Annotated in this window: 15 protein-coding genes; all 15 read right to left on the bottom strand. The window is 40.9% G+C overall.

The features are described 5' to 3' along the window. Window positions 1-54 precede the first annotated feature (54 nt). The gene (locus HT724_RS05465; RefSeq protein WP_173276641.1) at window positions 55-1,803 is read right to left on the bottom strand and encodes an ABC transporter ATP-binding protein; all 1,749 of its coding nucleotides are present in this window, start codon (window positions 1,801-1,803) and stop codon (window positions 55-57) included. 1 nt (window position 1,804) lies between these two features. Continuing rightward, a complete protein-coding gene (locus HT724_RS05460) occupies window positions 1,805-3,529 on the bottom strand; it encodes an ABC transporter ATP-binding protein (RefSeq protein WP_173276642.1) in 1,725 nt (574 codons plus the stop codon). Window positions 3,530-3,589: 60 nt separating this feature from the next. After that, window positions 3,590-4,528: a peptide-methionine (R)-S-oxide reductase MsrB gene (gene msrB, locus HT724_RS05455; protein WP_173276643.1), complete on the bottom strand. Its 939-nt coding sequence runs from the start codon at window positions 4,526-4,528 to the stop codon at window positions 3,590-3,592. A 273-nt stretch (window positions 4,529-4,801) separates the two neighbouring features. Then, window positions 4,802-5,671 (bottom strand): homoserine kinase, encoded by an 870-nt coding sequence (thrB, locus tag HT724_RS05450; protein WP_173276645.1) that lies wholly within the window; start codon window positions 5,669-5,671, stop codon window positions 4,802-4,804. A gap of 1 nt (window position 5,672) precedes the next feature. Next, window positions 5,673-6,959 (bottom strand): homoserine dehydrogenase, encoded by a 1,287-nt coding sequence (locus tag HT724_RS05445; protein ID WP_173276646.1) that lies wholly within the window; start codon window positions 6,957-6,959, stop codon window positions 5,673-5,675. 146 nt (window positions 6,960-7,105) lie between these two features. After that, window positions 7,106-7,846 carry an adaptor protein MecA gene (gene mecA / locus HT724_RS05440; protein WP_173276647.1) on the bottom strand — a complete coding sequence of 247 codons (741 nt, stop codon included), beginning with the start codon at window positions 7,844-7,846 and terminating at the stop codon, window positions 7,106-7,108. A gap of 199 nt (window positions 7,847-8,045) precedes the next feature. Further along, window positions 8,046-9,080, bottom strand: coding sequence for a prephenate dehydratase (locus HT724_RS05435; protein WP_173276648.1), 1,035 nt, complete (start codon window positions 9,078-9,080; stop codon window positions 8,046-8,048). Next, a complete protein-coding gene (locus HT724_RS05430) occupies window positions 9,073-10,542 on the bottom strand; it encodes an O-antigen polysaccharide polymerase Wzy family protein (RefSeq protein WP_173276649.1) in 1,470 nt (489 codons plus the stop codon). Before HT724_RS05430 ends, HT724_RS05435 begins: the two co-directional genes overlap by 8 nt. Before the next feature lie 15 nt (window positions 10,543-10,557). Beyond that, on the bottom strand, window positions 10,558-11,544 hold the full coding sequence (locus HT724_RS05425) for a glycosyltransferase family 2 protein (protein WP_173276650.1): 987 nt from the start codon (window positions 11,542-11,544) through the stop codon (window positions 10,558-10,560). 1 nt (window position 11,545) lies between these two features. Next, complete coding sequence (locus HT724_RS05420) at window positions 11,546-12,649, bottom strand: glycosyltransferase (RefSeq protein WP_173276651.1); 1,104 nt, start codon at window positions 12,647-12,649, stop codon at window positions 11,546-11,548. Then, window positions 12,639-13,484: a phosphorylcholine transferase LicD gene (locus tag HT724_RS05415; protein ID WP_205380593.1), complete on the bottom strand. Its 846-nt coding sequence runs from the start codon at window positions 13,482-13,484 to the stop codon at window positions 12,639-12,641. Before HT724_RS05415 ends, HT724_RS05420 begins: the two co-directional genes overlap by 11 nt. 125 nt (window positions 13,485-13,609) lie before the next feature. After that, complete coding sequence (psr, locus tag HT724_RS05410; protein WP_173276652.1) at window positions 13,610-14,884, bottom strand: polyisoprenyl-teichoic acid--peptidoglycan teichoic acid transferase Psr; 1,275 nt, start codon at window positions 14,882-14,884, stop codon at window positions 13,610-13,612. Further along, entirely contained in the window at window positions 14,881-15,729 is an 849-nt protein-coding gene (pheA, locus tag HT724_RS05405) for a prephenate dehydratase (RefSeq protein WP_173276653.1), read from the bottom strand. The genes psr and pheA overlap by 4 nt, the downstream gene beginning before the upstream one ends. Then, on the bottom strand, window positions 15,726-16,202 hold the full coding sequence (locus HT724_RS05400; RefSeq protein WP_173276654.1) for a shikimate kinase: 477 nt from the start codon (window positions 16,200-16,202) through the stop codon (window positions 15,726-15,728). Before HT724_RS05400 ends, pheA begins: the two co-directional genes overlap by 4 nt. Beyond that, on the bottom strand, window positions 16,195-17,478 hold the full coding sequence (gene aroA / locus HT724_RS05395) for a 3-phosphoshikimate 1-carboxyvinyltransferase (RefSeq protein ID WP_173276655.1): 1,284 nt from the start codon (window positions 17,476-17,478) through the stop codon (window positions 16,195-16,197). Before aroA ends, HT724_RS05400 begins: the two co-directional genes overlap by 8 nt. Window positions 17,479-17,536 lie beyond the last annotated feature (58 nt).

Genomic DNA, 17,536 nt, shown 5'->3' with positions numbered 1-17,536 from the left:
CTACAGTTGACAAAGAGCCCTTTTTTCGTCCATAAAATTTCAAAAGAGAAAGGATTATTCAGAGCTAAAAGCTGCAGCTTTTAGCATTTGGTAATACTTGCCCTTTCTAGTCATGAGATCCTGATGGTTCCCATACTCAACAATGTCGCCATCCACCAAGACAAGAATCAAATCCGCGTCCTGAATGGTAGACAAACGGTGAGCAATAATAAAACTTGTGCGCCCCTTCATGAGTTTAGCAAAGGCATCCTGTACCAGCACTTCTGTCCGCGTATCGATGGATGAAGTTGCTTCGTCTAAGATAAGAATCTTTGGAATAGCCAGAAAGACTCGGGCAATGGTCAAGAGCTGGGCCTGACCGACAGAGAGAGATTCTCCAGCATTTTCCAACTTGGTATCGTATCCCTGTGGCAACTGTTGGATGAAAAAGTCTGCATTGGCTGCTTTGGCAGCAGCAATCACTTGCTCTCGACTGGCATCAGGATTGCCAAAGGCAATATTATCATGAATGGTCCCTTGCTTGAGCCAGGTTTCTTGTAGCACCATGCCAAACTGCTGGCGTAAGGAGGCACGACCATAGTCATAAATGGATTTCCCATCCAGCAAGATATCTCCTGAGTTAATAAGATAGAAACGCATAAGAAGATTGATAAGGGTTGATTTTCCAGCACCTGTCGGACCAACAATAGCTACCTTGTTACCGGCTGGAATATCAATAGATAAATCCTTAATCAAAATCTTTTCAGGATGGTAGCCAAAAGAAACCTGTTTAAAGGAAATCGCTCCCTTAACTTGGTCACTGGTCAAGACTTCCTTACCTGTTTCAGCAACCTCAGAGCTTTCTAAGACAGCATATACGCGCTCTGCGCAAGCGAGAGCACTTTGCAACTCGGCTAAAACAGAAGAAATATCATTAAATGGCTTGGTGTACTGTTGAACATAATTCAAAAAAGTCACTAAACGCCCAATGCTCAAGGTTGACCCCATCATGATACGATAAGCTCCTACTCCAGCTAGAAGGGCATAAATGAGTGCATTGACAAAGCGAGTCGAAGGATTGACCGTTGAAGAATAAAAAATGGCTGACTGAGAATAGCCTGCGTAGTTGTCATTAGCCTCACGCAGTCTTTGGATAAATTCTGCCTGAGCATTAAAAGACTGGATAATAGTCTGCTGGCTCAACGATTCTTCAATCAACTGAGTCTGAATCCCCCTTGCCTCTGTTTGCTTTTGGAAGAGATGATAGGAGCGTTTGGCAATAAAGCGTGAGATTACCATAGACAGTGGCGTCAACAGCAAGACCAAGAGGGTCATGAGGAGATGAATTTGAAGCATGGCTAGAATACTAACCAAAATCATTAAGACGCCAATAAAAAATTGGTTAAAAATCATGGTCAAGCCAGCTGCCAACTGTTCGATGTCTGTGGTCACACGACTGACCATCTCTCCACTTCCTTGCCGATCCACAAAAGCAATCGGTAAACGATGGAGCTTATGGATGATTCTCTCTCGCAAATCTTTGGTATAAGAGAAGATTAGGCGATTATAGAGAAGAGGATTGACCCACTGCACAAGCGTATTTCCTATGACCACCAAGATCATTTGGAGAAAAATCTGCCAAAAAACTGGTGAAGAACCAGCCACCAGGACTTGGTCAATGACCTGCCCAATTAAGATAGGTAGGTAAATTGATAAGCCAACCTGGGCAATGGTTCCTAGAAAAGCTAGGAAAAAGAGGAAGGAATGGCTTGCTAAATCTTTGGCCAAACGTGTGAGTGTTTGATTTGCAGTTTGTCGTCTCATACTAGTCCTCCTTTCCATGCTGGGAGGCATTGATTTCGCGATAGACTTGACTGGATTTCATCAAGTCCTCATGCTTGCCGGTAGCTAGAAGCTCACCTTTTTCCAAGAGGAGAATCTGGTCTGCCATACGAAGTGTTGAGGTTCGTTGAGAAATCAAGATTAAGCTCGTGTCTGGCAAATTTTCTCGGATAGCTCTCAAGAGCTTGGACTCGGTAATGGTGTCGAGGGCCGAGGTCGCATCATCTAGGATAAGAAATGGAGCCTGACGCAAGACTGCGCGAGCAATAGACAGCCTTTGTTTTTGTCCACCTGAGAAATTTCGTCCTCCTGCCTCAACTAGGGCATCCAAAAGCCCTTCCTTTTCACTGACAAAATTCTTAGCTTGCGCAATCTCCAAGGCTTGCCAGAGTTCTTGATCAGTCACTTCTTGATTGAAACCTAGAGTCAAGTTAGAACGAATGCTTCCCTTAAAGAGTTCGACTTTTTGGGGCACATAGGCAATCCATGACCGCCACTGCTCCAAATTAAGAGGACTAAATCCATCTCGATAAGGGTAAATGCTCCCCTTGTCTGCTGGATAAAGTCCAAGAATGACTTGCACCAAACTTGATTTACCAGAACCAGTTCCCCCAATGATACCCAGGTTTTGCCCTTGCTTCATATCAAAGGAAATGTCTATCAGAGAAGGCTGGGCCGCATCAGGATAGGTAAAGGTCAGTTCTTGAACTTGTAAAACCTGATTACTGGTAACTTGCTTTTGTTCTAATTCTGAATGGATGTCTTCTGGAGCTTCGGCAAAGACTTCCTCAATTCGCTTAGCTGAGATATAGGACTGGTTAAGGGAATTTATCAGCATGGCTAGCTTGACCAATTCCACCAAAATCTGTAGGAGATAGTTAATAAGGGCAATGAGAGCACCTTGACTGAGCAAGCCTCCTTGAATCGAAATATAGCCTTGCCAGATAATAACGAGGAGAGTTCCATTGACAATCAGATAGGTCAGAGGTGTTAATAAACTGGACCAGAAACCTGTCTTTTCTTGTAATCTAGCATAAACTTGGTTAAGGGTTTGAAAAATCTGTAACTCTCGTTTTTCTTGACCAAAAGCACGAATAACCCGCATCCCTTGCAATTGCTGGCGCGTTTCCTGAACCAGTTGGTCCGTTTTCTTTCTGAGACTACTGTAGAGAGGATTGACCAACCTAGAAAGACCTACAATGACGACGGTCAAAATGATAACCATGACCAAGAACCAGAAAGTCAGCTCAGCCGAGATGCGATAAGCCATAAAAATGGCTCCAAAAACGATAATAGGTGCTCGCAAAAAGAGGCGCAGGAATTGATTGATACCAGTCTGAATCTGATAGGTGTCCGAAGTCAAGCGAGTGATCAAGCTAGAAGTTGTCAAACGGTCTCTGCTGTCCTTGGGCAATGAAAGAATATGACGATAAAGGTCGTTTGTCAATTCCTTGGCAAAACCTACCGCAGCCTTGGCTGAGTAAAACTGGGCTATCAAGGCCACTAAAACGCCAATCACTGCAAATATAAGGAGCAGGCCAATCTGCATCCAGAGATGACCTTGATTTTTCTGGGGCAAGGATTGATCAACAATCCCAGCAATTACCATAGGAACTAAGAGCTCAAACACAGCTTCAAGTAGTTTGAACAAAGGTGCTAAAATCGATTCTCTGATGTAGGGTTTGAAGTAAGATAATAGGTGTTTCATAGATCCCTTCTATTCGTATTCTGGAAATGAAGAAAGTGGGAAGCACCCACCATCTCTGCTTTATTTGTTTAAGTAAGGTAGTAGATAGCCATATCCTGCTTCTTCCATCTCATCCTTGACCACAAATCGCAAGGAAGCAGAATTGATACAGTAACGGAGGCCACCAAACTCACGTGGTCCATCTGTGAAAACATGCCCCAAGTGAGCATTTCCTGACCGAGAACGAACCTCGATTCGCTCCATTCCATGACTCATGTCCTTGTAATAATGAATCAATTCCTTGGAAATCGGACGGCTAAAACTTGGCCAACCACAACCTGAGGCAAACTTATCCTTGGCAAAAAAGAGTGGCTCACCCGTCGTGATGTCTACATAAATTCCCTCTTCAAAGGTTTGGTCATAGGCATTGGTAAATGGAGCCTCTGTAGCAGCTTCTTGGGTAACACGATAGGATTCTTCTGATAAGCTTTCCTTTAACACCTCTTGACTAGGCTTTTCATAATTAGAAGCATCAATCAATGGCTTCTCAGCATCGGTCACATCGATATGACAGTAACCCGAAGGATTTTTCTTAAGATAGTCTTGGTGGTAATCTTCAGCCAGAATGTAGTGGCGAAGTTTCTCCACTTCTACTGCAATCTTTCGACCAAGCATGCGCTCCTGCTCCTGCACCACTGTGTAAATAGCTGGCAAGTCTGCTTCATCCTGGTAATATATTCCGGTCCGATACTGACGACCACGGTCATTCCCTTGTTGATTGACTGATAATGGATCAATAACACGGAAATAATAAAGCAAAATCTCTCTGAGTGACACTGCTTTCTCATCGTAAATCACTTGAACCGTTTCTGCATGGTCTGTTTCCTTGAGCAACTGGTAATTGGTCGTTTCGACTTGCCCATTAGCGTAGCCAACACTGGTTGCTAGCACTCCAGAAATGCGTGAAAAATACTCCTCTAAACCCCAAAAACAACCACCTGCTAAATAAATTTCTGCCATCTTTATTTCTCCTTTATCATGTTTTTAACTAATACTCTTCGAAAATCTCTTCAAACCACGTCAGCGTCACCTTGCCGTAGGTATAGTTACTAACTTCGTCAGTTCTATCCACAACCTCAAAACACTGTTTTGAGCAACCTGCGGCTAGCTTCCTAGTTTGCTCTTTGATTTTCATTGAGTATGGAATATAGTTTTTCTTTCTACTAAACTTCTTTTCAAAAAAAGGATAGGAAGCCCTCTGGTCGAACGTTTCCCCATCCTATCATCTATTCTTTATTTTGCTTCGACACGGACACCTTGGGTATCAACCTTCAAGTCATGCAGTTTTCCTTTGAAGGGTTGCTTTTCCAATTCTGCCTTAATCGCCGGCATCTTGTCATGAGAAGCCAAAACCATAACTGTCGGCCCAGCACCAGAGAGGTAGGTTGCATAGGCACCATTTTCTTTGGCCACTTGCTTAATCATCGCAAATTCTCTCACCAAGTCCTGACGGTAACGTTCGTGGAAGAGGTCTCCCTCGATTGCTTGCCCAGCGGTCACCATATCTCCTGCCAACAAGGCCGCAACCGCCACATTGGCGATAGAACTGGCAGCGACAGCTTCCTTATAAGACAATTTTTTAGGTAAGACACCACGGCTGTCGCGAGTACGTAATTCATAGTTGGGGATGTAGGCTAGGAAATCACACTCTGGAAAGTCTGTTACGATAGCAGAGACTTGCCCTTCAACGGAACTTGCAATAACGAGATTACCATAAATGGCTGGAGCCACATTGTCAGGATGTCCTTCAATCTTGGTCGCCAACTGCAATTTTTCATGGTCTGACAAGTTGAGCTGACCCAGTTGGTTGGCTAGTTCAATCCCAGCAACAATAACCGAGCTGGAAGAACCCAAACCACGCGCTAAGGGAACATTACTAGTCATTTTCAAACGTCTTGGTTGTAAATCTGGTACAATTTGCAAAGCGATTTTGAGCAAGAGATTGCGCTCGTCATGTGGTATCCATTTGCCAATCTGGTGTTCAATCAGCCACTCATCTCGTTCTTCACAGACCTCAATTTGAAGATACTTGGTTACAGCTACACCGACCGAATCAAAACCCGGCCCGATATTGGCACTGGTTGCAGGTACAATAATCTTCATTTTATTCTCCTAGCACCTTGAAGGTATTCAATAGGTCGAATTCTGAAACCTTCTTCAATTCAGCTGAAACATTTTCAAGTTGCGCTTTATTAATCTTGTGTGTGATGATCACAACACGTGCCTTGTCACCATCTTTTCCATCTTGGAGAATTTGCTTAAATGAAATTTCTTGGGCATTGAAGATTTCAGCCAACTTCAAGACCTGACCTTTTGAGTCTGGAGCCAAAATTGAGAAGTAGTAATTTGCTTTGACATCTTCTGGATTTGCCAAGACCAAATCACGGCTATATTCATTGAAGTCTTTACCAATGGTTCCATCGTTCAAGCGACGAACGATACGGACAATATCTGCTACCACACTCGTAGCAGTTGGTTTTTGACCCGCACCTGGTCCGTAGTACATAGACTCACCAATACCGATAGATTCTACAAAGACAGCGTTCATTACCCCATTCACACTAGCAAGTGGGTGCGCTTTAGGTAGGAAGGTTGGAGTTACTTCTGCAGCAATTCCTGAAGGAGTTTCCTCGATAGAACCAACCAATTTCACTACATAGCCAAGTTCTTGGGCTACAGCTACGTCTTCTGGTGTGATGTTGCGGATTCCCTTGTGGGCTACATCATCAAATGCAACCTTCATACCAAAGGCAAATTGGCTCAAAATCACCATCTTGTAGGCTGCATCAATCCCATCCACGTCATTTGTCGGGTCGCTTTCTGCAAAACCAAGTCTTTGCGCTTCCGCTAGAGCATCATCGTAAGACCAGCCTTCTTCCACCATCTTGGTCATCATGAAGTTGGAAGTTCCGTTGACTACACCAAGCACACGCGTAATTTTATCAGAAGCCAAGGAATTTGCCAAGGTACGAAGAATTGGAATCCCACCAGCTACTGCTGCTTCATAGTAAAGTGCTACCTTGTTAGCTTTAGCAATTTCTAACAATTCTGCACCGTGGACAGCCAAAAGGTCCTTGTTGGCAGTAACAACGTGTTTCCCAGCTTCCAAGCCACGAGTGATAAAGGTCTTAGCAGGTTCGATACGCCCCATCAATTCCACTACAATCGTAATGTCTTGGTCTGATAAAATGTCATCCACATTGGTTACAAAGTTAAAGTCATTCCCTGCTGCAAGCAAGCGATTCTTTTCTTCTTCATCCTTGACCAATACCTTGGCAACTTCAATCTCTGAATGTGCTGATTGATTGATTTTTTCTCCATTTTCCTTTAGGAGGAAAGGCACGCCACTTGCAACGGTACCAAATCCTAGTAAAGCAATTTTAACTGTCATGTTTGTCTCCTCGAAATTTTCTAATATAGCCATTATAACAGAATTTTGTGAAAATTCCTATTATAGTAAATCACTATTTCAGTATAAAAAGAAAAAACGAATCCCATGATTCGTCTTTCTTGATAGATGAAAATTGATTTTAAAAATTATAAACCAATCTTTTGCAGATTGAGTATTGCATCGTGATTCATCAAGACTTGACCATACTCTTGCAAGACTGAACGACTGATGTCACTATCGTCCGCAAACTCACGCATACGAGCCAACAGCCAAGCTGGATATGGACTTGGATGATTTTCAATATCCACTAAAATGGTCAAATAATAGCGCTCGTTCATCTTGTAGAGTTCAGAAGTTTCCATCTCAAAAGTCACTGTCTTGGCAAATGCCACCAAGTCAGCCAATTTTGCAAAAGAAAGGATGTAGTAGATATAAGGCTCTTTCTTACTTTCAACTTCTTGTTGATCCTGCTCCTGCTCTTCTTCCTTGGCTTCGACTTGCTCTAGTGATTGAATGGCTTCGATGTCATCTTTAGTCCTTTCTGCAATGCTCTTTTCCAAGGTTTTGATAAATTCATCTGGAGACATTTGAGCCAATTCTTCCATATCTGGTAAATCCGATAAATCTTCAAAATCTAGATTTTGGTCAATCTTTGATTTGGTTACAAAGACATCGACCTTATCAGGTTTTGGAGTCACACGGAAGCTCAACATGCCTGTATCTAGGAAGCTATCAGGCATCTCTAACTCATCTAAGATAGCATAAAAGAACTCTTCTGTTTTTTCTTGAGGAACGAGAAAGTCAGCAATCTCCATGCCACGATCCATCAAATCCTCTAAAGACATCGTGATTTTCAAAGTTGTATCACTAATTTGTTTCATTTTCATTGCTAGTAACCTCATACTTTCAGTTCTATCTATTATACTAGATTTTTACGATTTTATCAAAAGAAGGCTCCTCTATACGGATAGATTTTCCCTAGGGTATTTCTATAGGAGACTCCAAAAGAAAATTTCTGCAGACAGATAGAAAAAGCCTTCAAAATCGGCTCTTAGCCAACTTTGAAGACCTGATGCATCAGAATACTTATAATTTAAAGGTTGCTACACCGAGGATAGAACGATTTAGGTTTCTAAGAATTTGAAGACTTTGTTCAAATTTCTTATAACGAGTCACTCCATACTCTTCAACAAGAAGGACTGTATCTCTTTCTAAAAGCGATGGCACATCTTGTAAATCGACAAAATGCATTCCTTTCAAAGCCTCTTGATTTTGTTTCAATTTATCTAGGATAGCTTTATTTGAGCTAACGATGGTCAATTCCTGTCCAGCATTTTTGTATGACAAAACATCTGCTAGGTTGGCAATTGTTGTAATCTCTGTTACAAAATCAATTTGATACTGAGAAAAATCACCTGCTCTATTGATTGTTGGATTAAAGAGATAAACTAACACATTTCCCATCACAACCAAAATCACACAAACCACTCCAATAACAGCTAAACGAAGAATCAGATTTTTCACATTTAATCCAAGCGCTGTCTCACCATTTGCATTCAATTCTTTAGAGTTGATGGTTTCCAATTTTTCAATTTTTACATTTGCAAAAGTGTGTTTAAATTTCTCAATCAATCCATCAATTTTTCGCTCCAACAAGTCATTAGTATCTTTACTTGGTGTCAAAATTTTCACACCAACCCCTGCATCGTCAATCATATAGTAGACGGTCAGTTTTTTCCACCAATAATCATTCGTAGAATTTTTCAAGGTTGTTTCTGTCGTATCTAATTCACTGGCAATTTTTTTCAACTCACTGGGTTCTACATCATTGAAAAGATAAGCTCCATTCAAATTACCATCAATCAATTTCCCATAAAAATCACTATAACCACCAATTTGATGATTCAAAATCGTTTTGGCCGAATCTTCTGGAGGAGTGATTTTATAGCTAAGATAAGTTGAATAACTTGTTGTATCTTTGACAGTGTTTTTATTCCTAACTGCTTTAATTGTAAATGGTACAGCAATGAGAGCAAATAAAACGATGAGAGCTAAAATATTTACTTTTCGTTTTTTGTAAAGATTTGCAAATAAATCAGCTACTGAATAATGTTCAAACATGATTTTTTTCTCCTTTGTTGAGTAGATACTGGTTCTCTTTTGTAAGCATTTTTGCTACAAATATAATCACAAGAACAATTCCCCAGAATTGCATTGTAAATAGATTGAAGAAACTTTCTGAAAAGCTACTTCTTGGCATAAAGAATAAATTATTCAAGATGAGTAGGGACAAGGCAAATAGGATTGTTCTTGAACGATAGGCTACTTGCAGCATGGCTATGAATAACATACCTAGCAAGAGACTAAGTAGAAAGACTCCTATCATACCATAGTCTGTATACAACTCCATGATATAACTACTTCCGATACCATGTCCTTTCAAGTATTCCTTGTTCAAAACAAGATAGGACAAATTGTGGGCATAACTATTACTATCAATAGCTAGCTCCACACTATTGGTTGTATGTTCAAAGGCTTTTCCTCCGAAAATGGCCCCCAAGCTTCCCCTTGCAAAATAATCAAGGACAGGACCAAAAGTAAAATTACGGAAATCTCGGTAAGGGAGGCTACTGTTAAATAGAAAACCTCTAGCCAAAACACCAAAACTAGTCCCTTGTTTATAGATAAAGTCAAGTAAGATATCCCAGAAACCTGTATGGGAAACTTGGACATTATCCCGCACATAATTGAGCACTCCCATCGCTAACATGAGAATAGGAGAACCTACAAAAATTGCTAACTTTTCTTTAAACCCAATCCATTTTCCCTTTTCAGTTTGCTCCCGCATAAAGTAATAAACAAAAGCAAATAAAATACTTAAAATAAAGGGATTTCGTGTCCCGATTGCCAAATGAATAGTATTGGCTACAATAAAGGAGATAAGCACTGCTGTTGCCTGCCATTTCTTTGGCTTGGTGGCCAAATACATACACATTGCATAGACCGTAAAGGTTGATAAGATATAGGTAAAATAAGGCAGTTTACTTTCAAAATTTGCATAGTAGGCATAGTAGGAAGTCTGCAAGCGATACAGGAGTCGTTCAAATAACCGAATGAAATAGAAAGGATAGGTTAGAAGAAAAACTCCTAGTGATACAAAGCGTAACCTCTTGGTATAAACCTCTTTTAGAGAATTTCCTATATTTGCTACTTTTATTTTCTTCCTAGCTATGAAGTAACGAGCCAGGACGCCTCCTGTGGTCAAGCCCAGAATCGAAACCATGACGACTATAAAGGCAAAACGATAGGCTATCGGATGATAGGTATCCAGAGCGCCATCCCTAAAATAATCAATGGTCGGTCTTGATACCAGAAAGACAAAAATAGTTAAATAGAAAATAAAATGGATTAAGTAATACTTGATGTCATTCCAGCAGGCAATTAAGCTACTAACCAGTAAGAACAATAAAGTAGAAAGCAAGCTAACATTGTTATTATTAAACAGATATACAATTCCACTTACTAGCGTCAAGGCATAACTGACTATGGTCAAACTAAATAACAATCGTTTTCCATCAATCATTTGCTCACCCCCGTTCTAATGTAATTTTTTAGATTTTTCAATATTTTTCAGTAATAAGAATCGGTATAAGGAAATGTTTATGAATAGAGCCAAAGCACTAATTCTTCTCCCCTTACGGAAAATTGGATTCCTAGCAATAGCAAAGGCATGGCCTTTTAAAAAACGATGAATCTGAGAATAGGCTTCAAACTGTTTATACTGATCATCTAGCAACATCTTATCCAGAATAAAGAAGTAAGCATAGGCCAATCTGAAAAAAGCGACCTCTTTCAAATCAGGATAGTTTTTCATAACTTCATTGTAAAACTTTTGGTAGATATCAATATAGGCTAAATCCTTCTCTGCATAGGGTTTGGTCGTAATACTATCCCCTCTATGAAAATAGTAATAATAAGGTTTGGTATTAACAACGTACCTCTTGGCCAACTTGATCAAATCAAAATGATAATAGGCATCTTCGTAAATCAATCCCTTAGGAAAGGATAGGGCAGTTGCAATCTCTCTCTTGATTAGCTTATTGCAGATCGTTCCAGGTATTTTTTCACCTATGAGATATTCCCTTAGAAATGTTTGAGAATCACAGACAAAATAGTCATCCTGATTAGCTGACTGTGGACTTTCATCATTAGCATAGACATTCATGACACCACAGCTTGAAACATCCGCATCTTCTTGAACTAATTGCTCATATAAGCTCTGAATCATTTCTGGATGGATATAATCATCTGAATCAATAAAAATCAGATAATCCCCCTGAGCCTGCTTCATTCCATCATTTCGTGCTTGCGACAATCCTTCGTTCTTTTTATGAAGTACTAACACCCTGTCATCTTGTTCAGCGATTGAATCACATAAGCGACCACTTTCATCCGTTGCACCATCATCAACAAGAATAATTTCCAGATTTTGATAGGTCTGCTTCTGAATGGAAGCTATCGATTTTTCTAGGTACTGCGCCACATTATAAACTGGCACAATGACACTAATTAATGCAGTTCCCATGCTACTCCTCTAATAGTTTTTCTACTTGTTCGATTTGTTTGGCAATTGTGAATTGTTGAATGAATTGGCTAGCCTCATCGACATCAAAGTTTGAGGCAGAAGTCATGTAGTTCGTAATTGCCTGAGCTGCCTCTTGATTGCTCTCAATGATTTGTCCAAATCGTCCTTCTTGTGATAGTTCCTCAGCCCCTCCAACATCCGTAGAGACAAAAGGGATTCCAAGGCTCAAGGATTCCACATAAACACCAGGAAAACCTTCTTGTTTAGACATAGACAAGAGAACTTTCATCTGAGACAAATATTGATAAGGATTTTTTTGATAACCAAGGAAATGTACATGGTCCTCAAGCTCATACTCTTTGACTCGCTTTTTCAGTTCCTCTTCCATATCACCAGCACCTATAAAGTAAAGGTGATAGTTTTTCCCCTCTTGGTGTAATAATCGTATCACTTCCACCACACGGTCAGAACCCTTATTTTCCTCAATCCGTCCGATAGCACAGATACTTTGAGGCGCAATCTCGATATCAATCTTCTCTTGAGATTTTTCTAAAATAGTCTTAAAATCATATCCATTGTAGACCGTCTGTAATTTAGAAGCATAATCTGGATAGACTTCCTTGATAGAATGACTGGTCTTTTTTGAAATTCCTACAATGATATCCGCATCATCCAACTGGCGTCTATGTGATTCCCTTTTGGAGCTATCCTTAAGAAATTCTTCGATACTTCCATGAATCCAAGAGATTTTCTTGACTTCTTTTCTTTTAGAAAACAACAGTGGTGGATTCATAATGGTAAAAGAAACTTCAACATCATAGTCATCTTTTACAAGCAAGCGACGAGTCAGCCTTGGAAAATAAATTCTCATTCTCCACAAAAGAGCTCGTAACCATCTGGCTTGGCGATAATCCTGAAAGGATTTTAAAATGCCTACATGTTTAGGAACTGATTCGTATCCCTTGTCAAAATGCTCCATTTCAAGAATATCAATATCATACTTTTCTGGATCCAGATTTGAAACAATGGTAGATAAAATCTTCTCTGCTCCACCTCCGAGAGAAAAAGACCACATAAAAAATAAGATTTTTTTCTTAGCCACCATATTCTCCCTTGTATTCTGTATAAGACTTATCCATATCAGCGATGACAGCATCATGATGCGGTAGCTGCTTGTCTGCTGGTGGTGGCGTCATATAATCCCCAAAAGCAGTACTGAGATAGGCATCATAACCAACTGGAATAGGCATCTCTGTCCCCTCAAATGGTAGGAAAAGATTGTCTTCAAAGGATGCGATTGGGTACTTGTTTCTCATGTAACCAGGACCTGAGCATAGTTCCGTGATGCCATCGCTCTCAGCCAAACCATACTTGGTCATTTCTTTTTCAGCTTTTTTCCAAATGCGATAACGGAGAGATTTTGGAGTCACACCCAGTAAAATACGGCTTCCCCATTTCATAAGTGCGCCATGCTTTTCCGGAATAGTTTGCGCACAAAAGAGTGAATAAATCAGTGCCCAACGAACCTGTTTCTTCCGCTCAGCTGGATTTTTCGGATAATAATCCAAAGGCAAGACATCCAAGGCCAGACCATGTGGCAATTCTAAATCCTGCTGGTAAGGTTTGATACAGGTGGTTTCCTTATCACGAATGGTAATAAAAAGATTGCGGTCTACAAAATCCTTGTGACTCTTTGACAAGAAATAACGTTCATCTGCATAACGAGGCCATAATTCTGCTAATTTCTCATAATCCTTACGGGGCATGAAAAAGTCTAGGTCGTCGTCCCAAGGAATGAAACCCTTGTTTCGAAGGGCACCAATAGCACCTCCCCCACAGAGGTAACAAAGCAAATCATGTTCTTTACAAAAGCCCACAAAATATTCAGCCATCTCCAGACTACGAGCCTGAATTGCTTTTAAATCAGTCATATTTTTCATTATTCTTTCTATCGTATCGTTTCATTATACCACAAATAGGGGGTGAAAATCTATTGCAGACTGTAAAAAATCAAAGCCTGACCGCTATCCAAATAGCCTTCAAGCTTTGATTCTCCTATCTTATTTTATCTCAAACCCATCTGAGACAATTTATTCTGATATTTGTTTTGATCAACAAGCAAGCCCAAGCCTCCATAAACATCATAGGCATCTACCCAGTCACCCAGTTCTGGAATCGTCAATTTTTCAATACCATTTTTTGCTCCATCCAAAACAGATAAACCGTTTGTTAGGAGGAAAGTATAGGGTGCATTGGTTGAGGTCATAGCAAAAACCTTTCCAAGAGCTTCAGAACCAGTGAAAAGTTTAGTAGGATCTTTAATTTGCTCTAAAATTGCTGTTAAAACTTGTTGCTGTCTTTTGGTACGGCCGTAATCCGCCTCATCGTCATCACGGAAACGAGCATAATTGAGCAGGGTCGAGCCATTCATCTGCTGTTTTCCGACTTTAATAGTCTGGGTTGGAGACTCAGTCTCAGTAGCATGTAAATCATCTCCGACTGTAGCTTCTGTTAGTGGACGCCCATTCAATGTTGAAAATTGGGCATCAATTGTCACCCCATCAGGGAAAAGTGTGTCAATCGCTGTTGCAAAGGCCTGAAAATCGACCAAGGCATAGTACTTAATGTCCAAGTCAAAATTATCTTTCAAGACTTGGCGAACCATTTCTGCCCCTTTTTGCCCCTCTTGTTCTCCTAACTCATAGGCTACGTTTAACTTGTTATCCGTCTGTTTTCTACCGTTAATGACTTGGCTATAACCGTCTATATAAACCAAATTATCACGCATGAAGCTGACTAGCTTCATTTTCTTATCTGAGCCGCCAACATTTAATACCATAATAGAGTCCGTCCGAGTCTCAGCACTATTTTGACCAATTCGACCATCCGTTCCCATAATCAAAATATTGACCCCGTCTCTAGTGTCCTGACCATTAAAGACTTGAACCTGTGCTGCCTTAGCATCAGCAGTTTTCTTTGCGCTAGCATCTTGGTAACCACGTAAAAACATGAATACCATGGCCAAAGCCACACAGACCAGAAGAGAGAAAATCACCATAAAAATGCGTTTAAGACGGAGCTTTCGTCTTTTCTTTTTGGGAGGAGCAGAGAGTGCTTGTGATTTGGATTGTGAGCGACTCCGGTTCGCATAGCTTGGTAAGTCAACCTGCTCTTCTCTTTCTTGTTCCAAGCTGGAACTACTATTTACCCTAGCAAGAGTTAGCTTTTCTTGCAAATAGGCAAACTCATTTTTTTCTCTCTCATTGAGATAGTGAATATTTTTTAGTAAATAATCATAACGTAATTTTTCATGATGACTGAGAGGATTTTCTTTACTCATCTTCTCTCCTTTCCATGATCTGATATTGGATAAATAGGATAGGCACCCAGAATTTTATACTGGATTCCAATCGCTTCTAGTTCTTTTTGGGCAAAGTGGACCAAGTCCTTATCAGCATAGTCTACATCGATAATGAAAAAGTATTCGCCTAGCGCTGTCTTGAGTGGACGACTTTCAATTTTTGTTAAGTCAATTCCTCGCCAAGCAAAGGTCGACAGGGCCTTATAAAGTGCACCTGGAAGGTTGTCAGGTAAGGTCAAGGCCAAACTCATTTTCTCAGTTTGTGCTTGCAAGGGAATAGCTGCACCTTCAGCTCCCAGAACCCAGAAACGTGTGAAATTGGCTTCCATTTCCTGAATATCCTCAGCAATCAGTTCTAAGCCATATTCTTGAGCAGAACTTCTAGGTGCAATTGCCGCAAAAGGCTGGTCTGGATGTTCTGAAATAAAGCGGGCCGCATAAGCTGTACTAGCTGTTACCTCGATTTGAGCCTCTGGATACTGTTCATCGATGAATTTCTTTCCTTGAGCCAAGGCCTGTGGATGTGAAAAAATCTTTTCAATCTTAGTGTGACCTGGAACCACCATCAACTGCTGATGAATAGGCTGAACAATTTCTGCCACTGCTTGGATGCGAGCCTGATGAAAAAGGTAGTCCAAGGTTTCATGAACACTACCCTCGATAGAGTTTTCAACTGGCACCACAGAATAGTCCACCAAGCCCTGCTCATAGGCCTTGATGACATCTGTAATGTTGGAAAAAGCCTGCAATTCCTCATGAGGAAAAGCTGTCTGCACAACGTGGTGTGAAAATGATCCCTTGGGACCTAGATAAGCAATTTTCATCTCAGTTCCTCTATAATTTCCTCTGGACTTAGCTTGGTCACATCCAAAACCCGACTAGCCACTTCCTCATACCAAGCCTGTCTTTCTTTAAAAATAGCTGCAAGTTCTTCCTTACTATTATTTAGAAAAAGCGGACGCTGATTGTCCTTATCAGCTGCGATACGTTGGTAGAGGATTTCAAAATCAGCTTTCAGGTAGATATTATCAGAATTTGTCTTTAGTAAGTCACGATTTCTCTGAGAAATAACCACTCCTCCTCCAGTTGACACGACTTGGTCTGTTTGTAGTAAATCAGCTAGGACTTCTGATTCTATCTGACGAAAGGCCGCTTCTCCCTTTTCAGCGAAAAAATTCGTAATGGACATACCTAGGCGTTTCTCAATCAGGGCATCCATATCAAGGTAATTAGGGTCCAAGCCTCTTGCAATAGTCGATTTTCCAGCCCCCATAAAGCCTAATAACACCTTAGCCATGAATCAAGCTCTCCAAATCATCAAAGAAGCTAGGATAGCTAGTATTGATGGCTTCTGCACGATCAAGCTCCACTTCACCATCTGCAACCAAGAGGGCTGCGATGGATGTCATCATACCGATACGATGATCTCCAAAAGTATTGACTCTAGCACCGTGAAGAGCTGATTTTCCTTTGATAATCATCCCATCTGCCGTAGGAGTAATATCTGCTCCCATACTATTTAAGGCGTCTGCCACAACCTGAATACGGTCTGTTTCCTTAACCTTAAGTTCCTCAGCATCCTTAATAACTGTTACACCTTGGGCTTGGGTCGCAAGTAGAGCGATAACTGGCAATTCATCAATCAAACGTGGAATCAAGGCACCGCCAATCTCTGTTCCTTTGAGGTCTGAAGACTCAACAGTTAAGGTTGCGGATTTAGCGACTGGGTCAATTTCAGTTACTTCTAGTTTTCCACCCATGGCGCGAATGACATCAATGATACCTGTACGCGTTTCGTTGATGCCCACATTTTTAAGCACCACACGAGAGTTTGGAACAATTAAACCTGCGACCAACCAAAAGGCTGCACTGGAAATATCTCCTGGAACAACCACCTTTTTTCCTGTCAATTTTTGCGGTCCTTGGACTGTGATTTTCTTGCCATCCACACTTAAATGACCACCAAATTGCTGTAACATATCTTCAGTATGATTACGGGTGCACTCTTTTTCAATAATAACTGACTCCCCCTGAGCCTGCAAGGCCGCAAACATCAAGGCTGACTTGACTTGGGCAGAGGCAATTGGCAACTCATAATGAATAGGTCTTAGGTTTTTCGTCCCTTGCAAACGCAAAGGAGGCAAATCTCGCTCAGTTTGCCCTGAAATACTGACGCCCATTTTTTTCAGAGGAATCGTCACACGGTCCATAGGACGTTTGGAAAGACTATCGTCTCCGAACATTTCTACTTCAAAATCTGCACCTGCAAGGACACCTGAAATCAGGCGAATCGAGGTACCAGAATTTCCCATATCAAGGGCATTTTGCGGAGCTTTTAAGCCTTCTATACCCACACCTTGAATGGTAATAACCCCATCTTTGTCCTCAATTTCAACACCAAGGTCACGAAAAACCTGCATGGTCGAAAGAACGTCTTCACCTCGCAGAATATCATAAACCTTGGTCTCACCCTCAGCCAAACTTCCAAAGATAATGGAACGGTGGCTGATAGACTTGTCACCTGGAACGCGGATACTGCCATGTAAGTGGCGAATGTTTGTTTTTAGTTTCATACTGGACCTCATACTTGCAATACTTTTACCTATTTTATCATAAAAAGCCAGAAATTCC

This window comes from Streptococcus sp. k-402, assembly GCF_013277515.1.
Taxonomy (GTDB): domain Bacteria; phylum Bacillota; class Bacilli; order Lactobacillales; family Streptococcaceae; genus Streptococcus.
The sequence above is the reverse complement of the archived record's forward strand: the minus strand, read 5'-3'. Positions and strand labels throughout refer to the sequence as shown.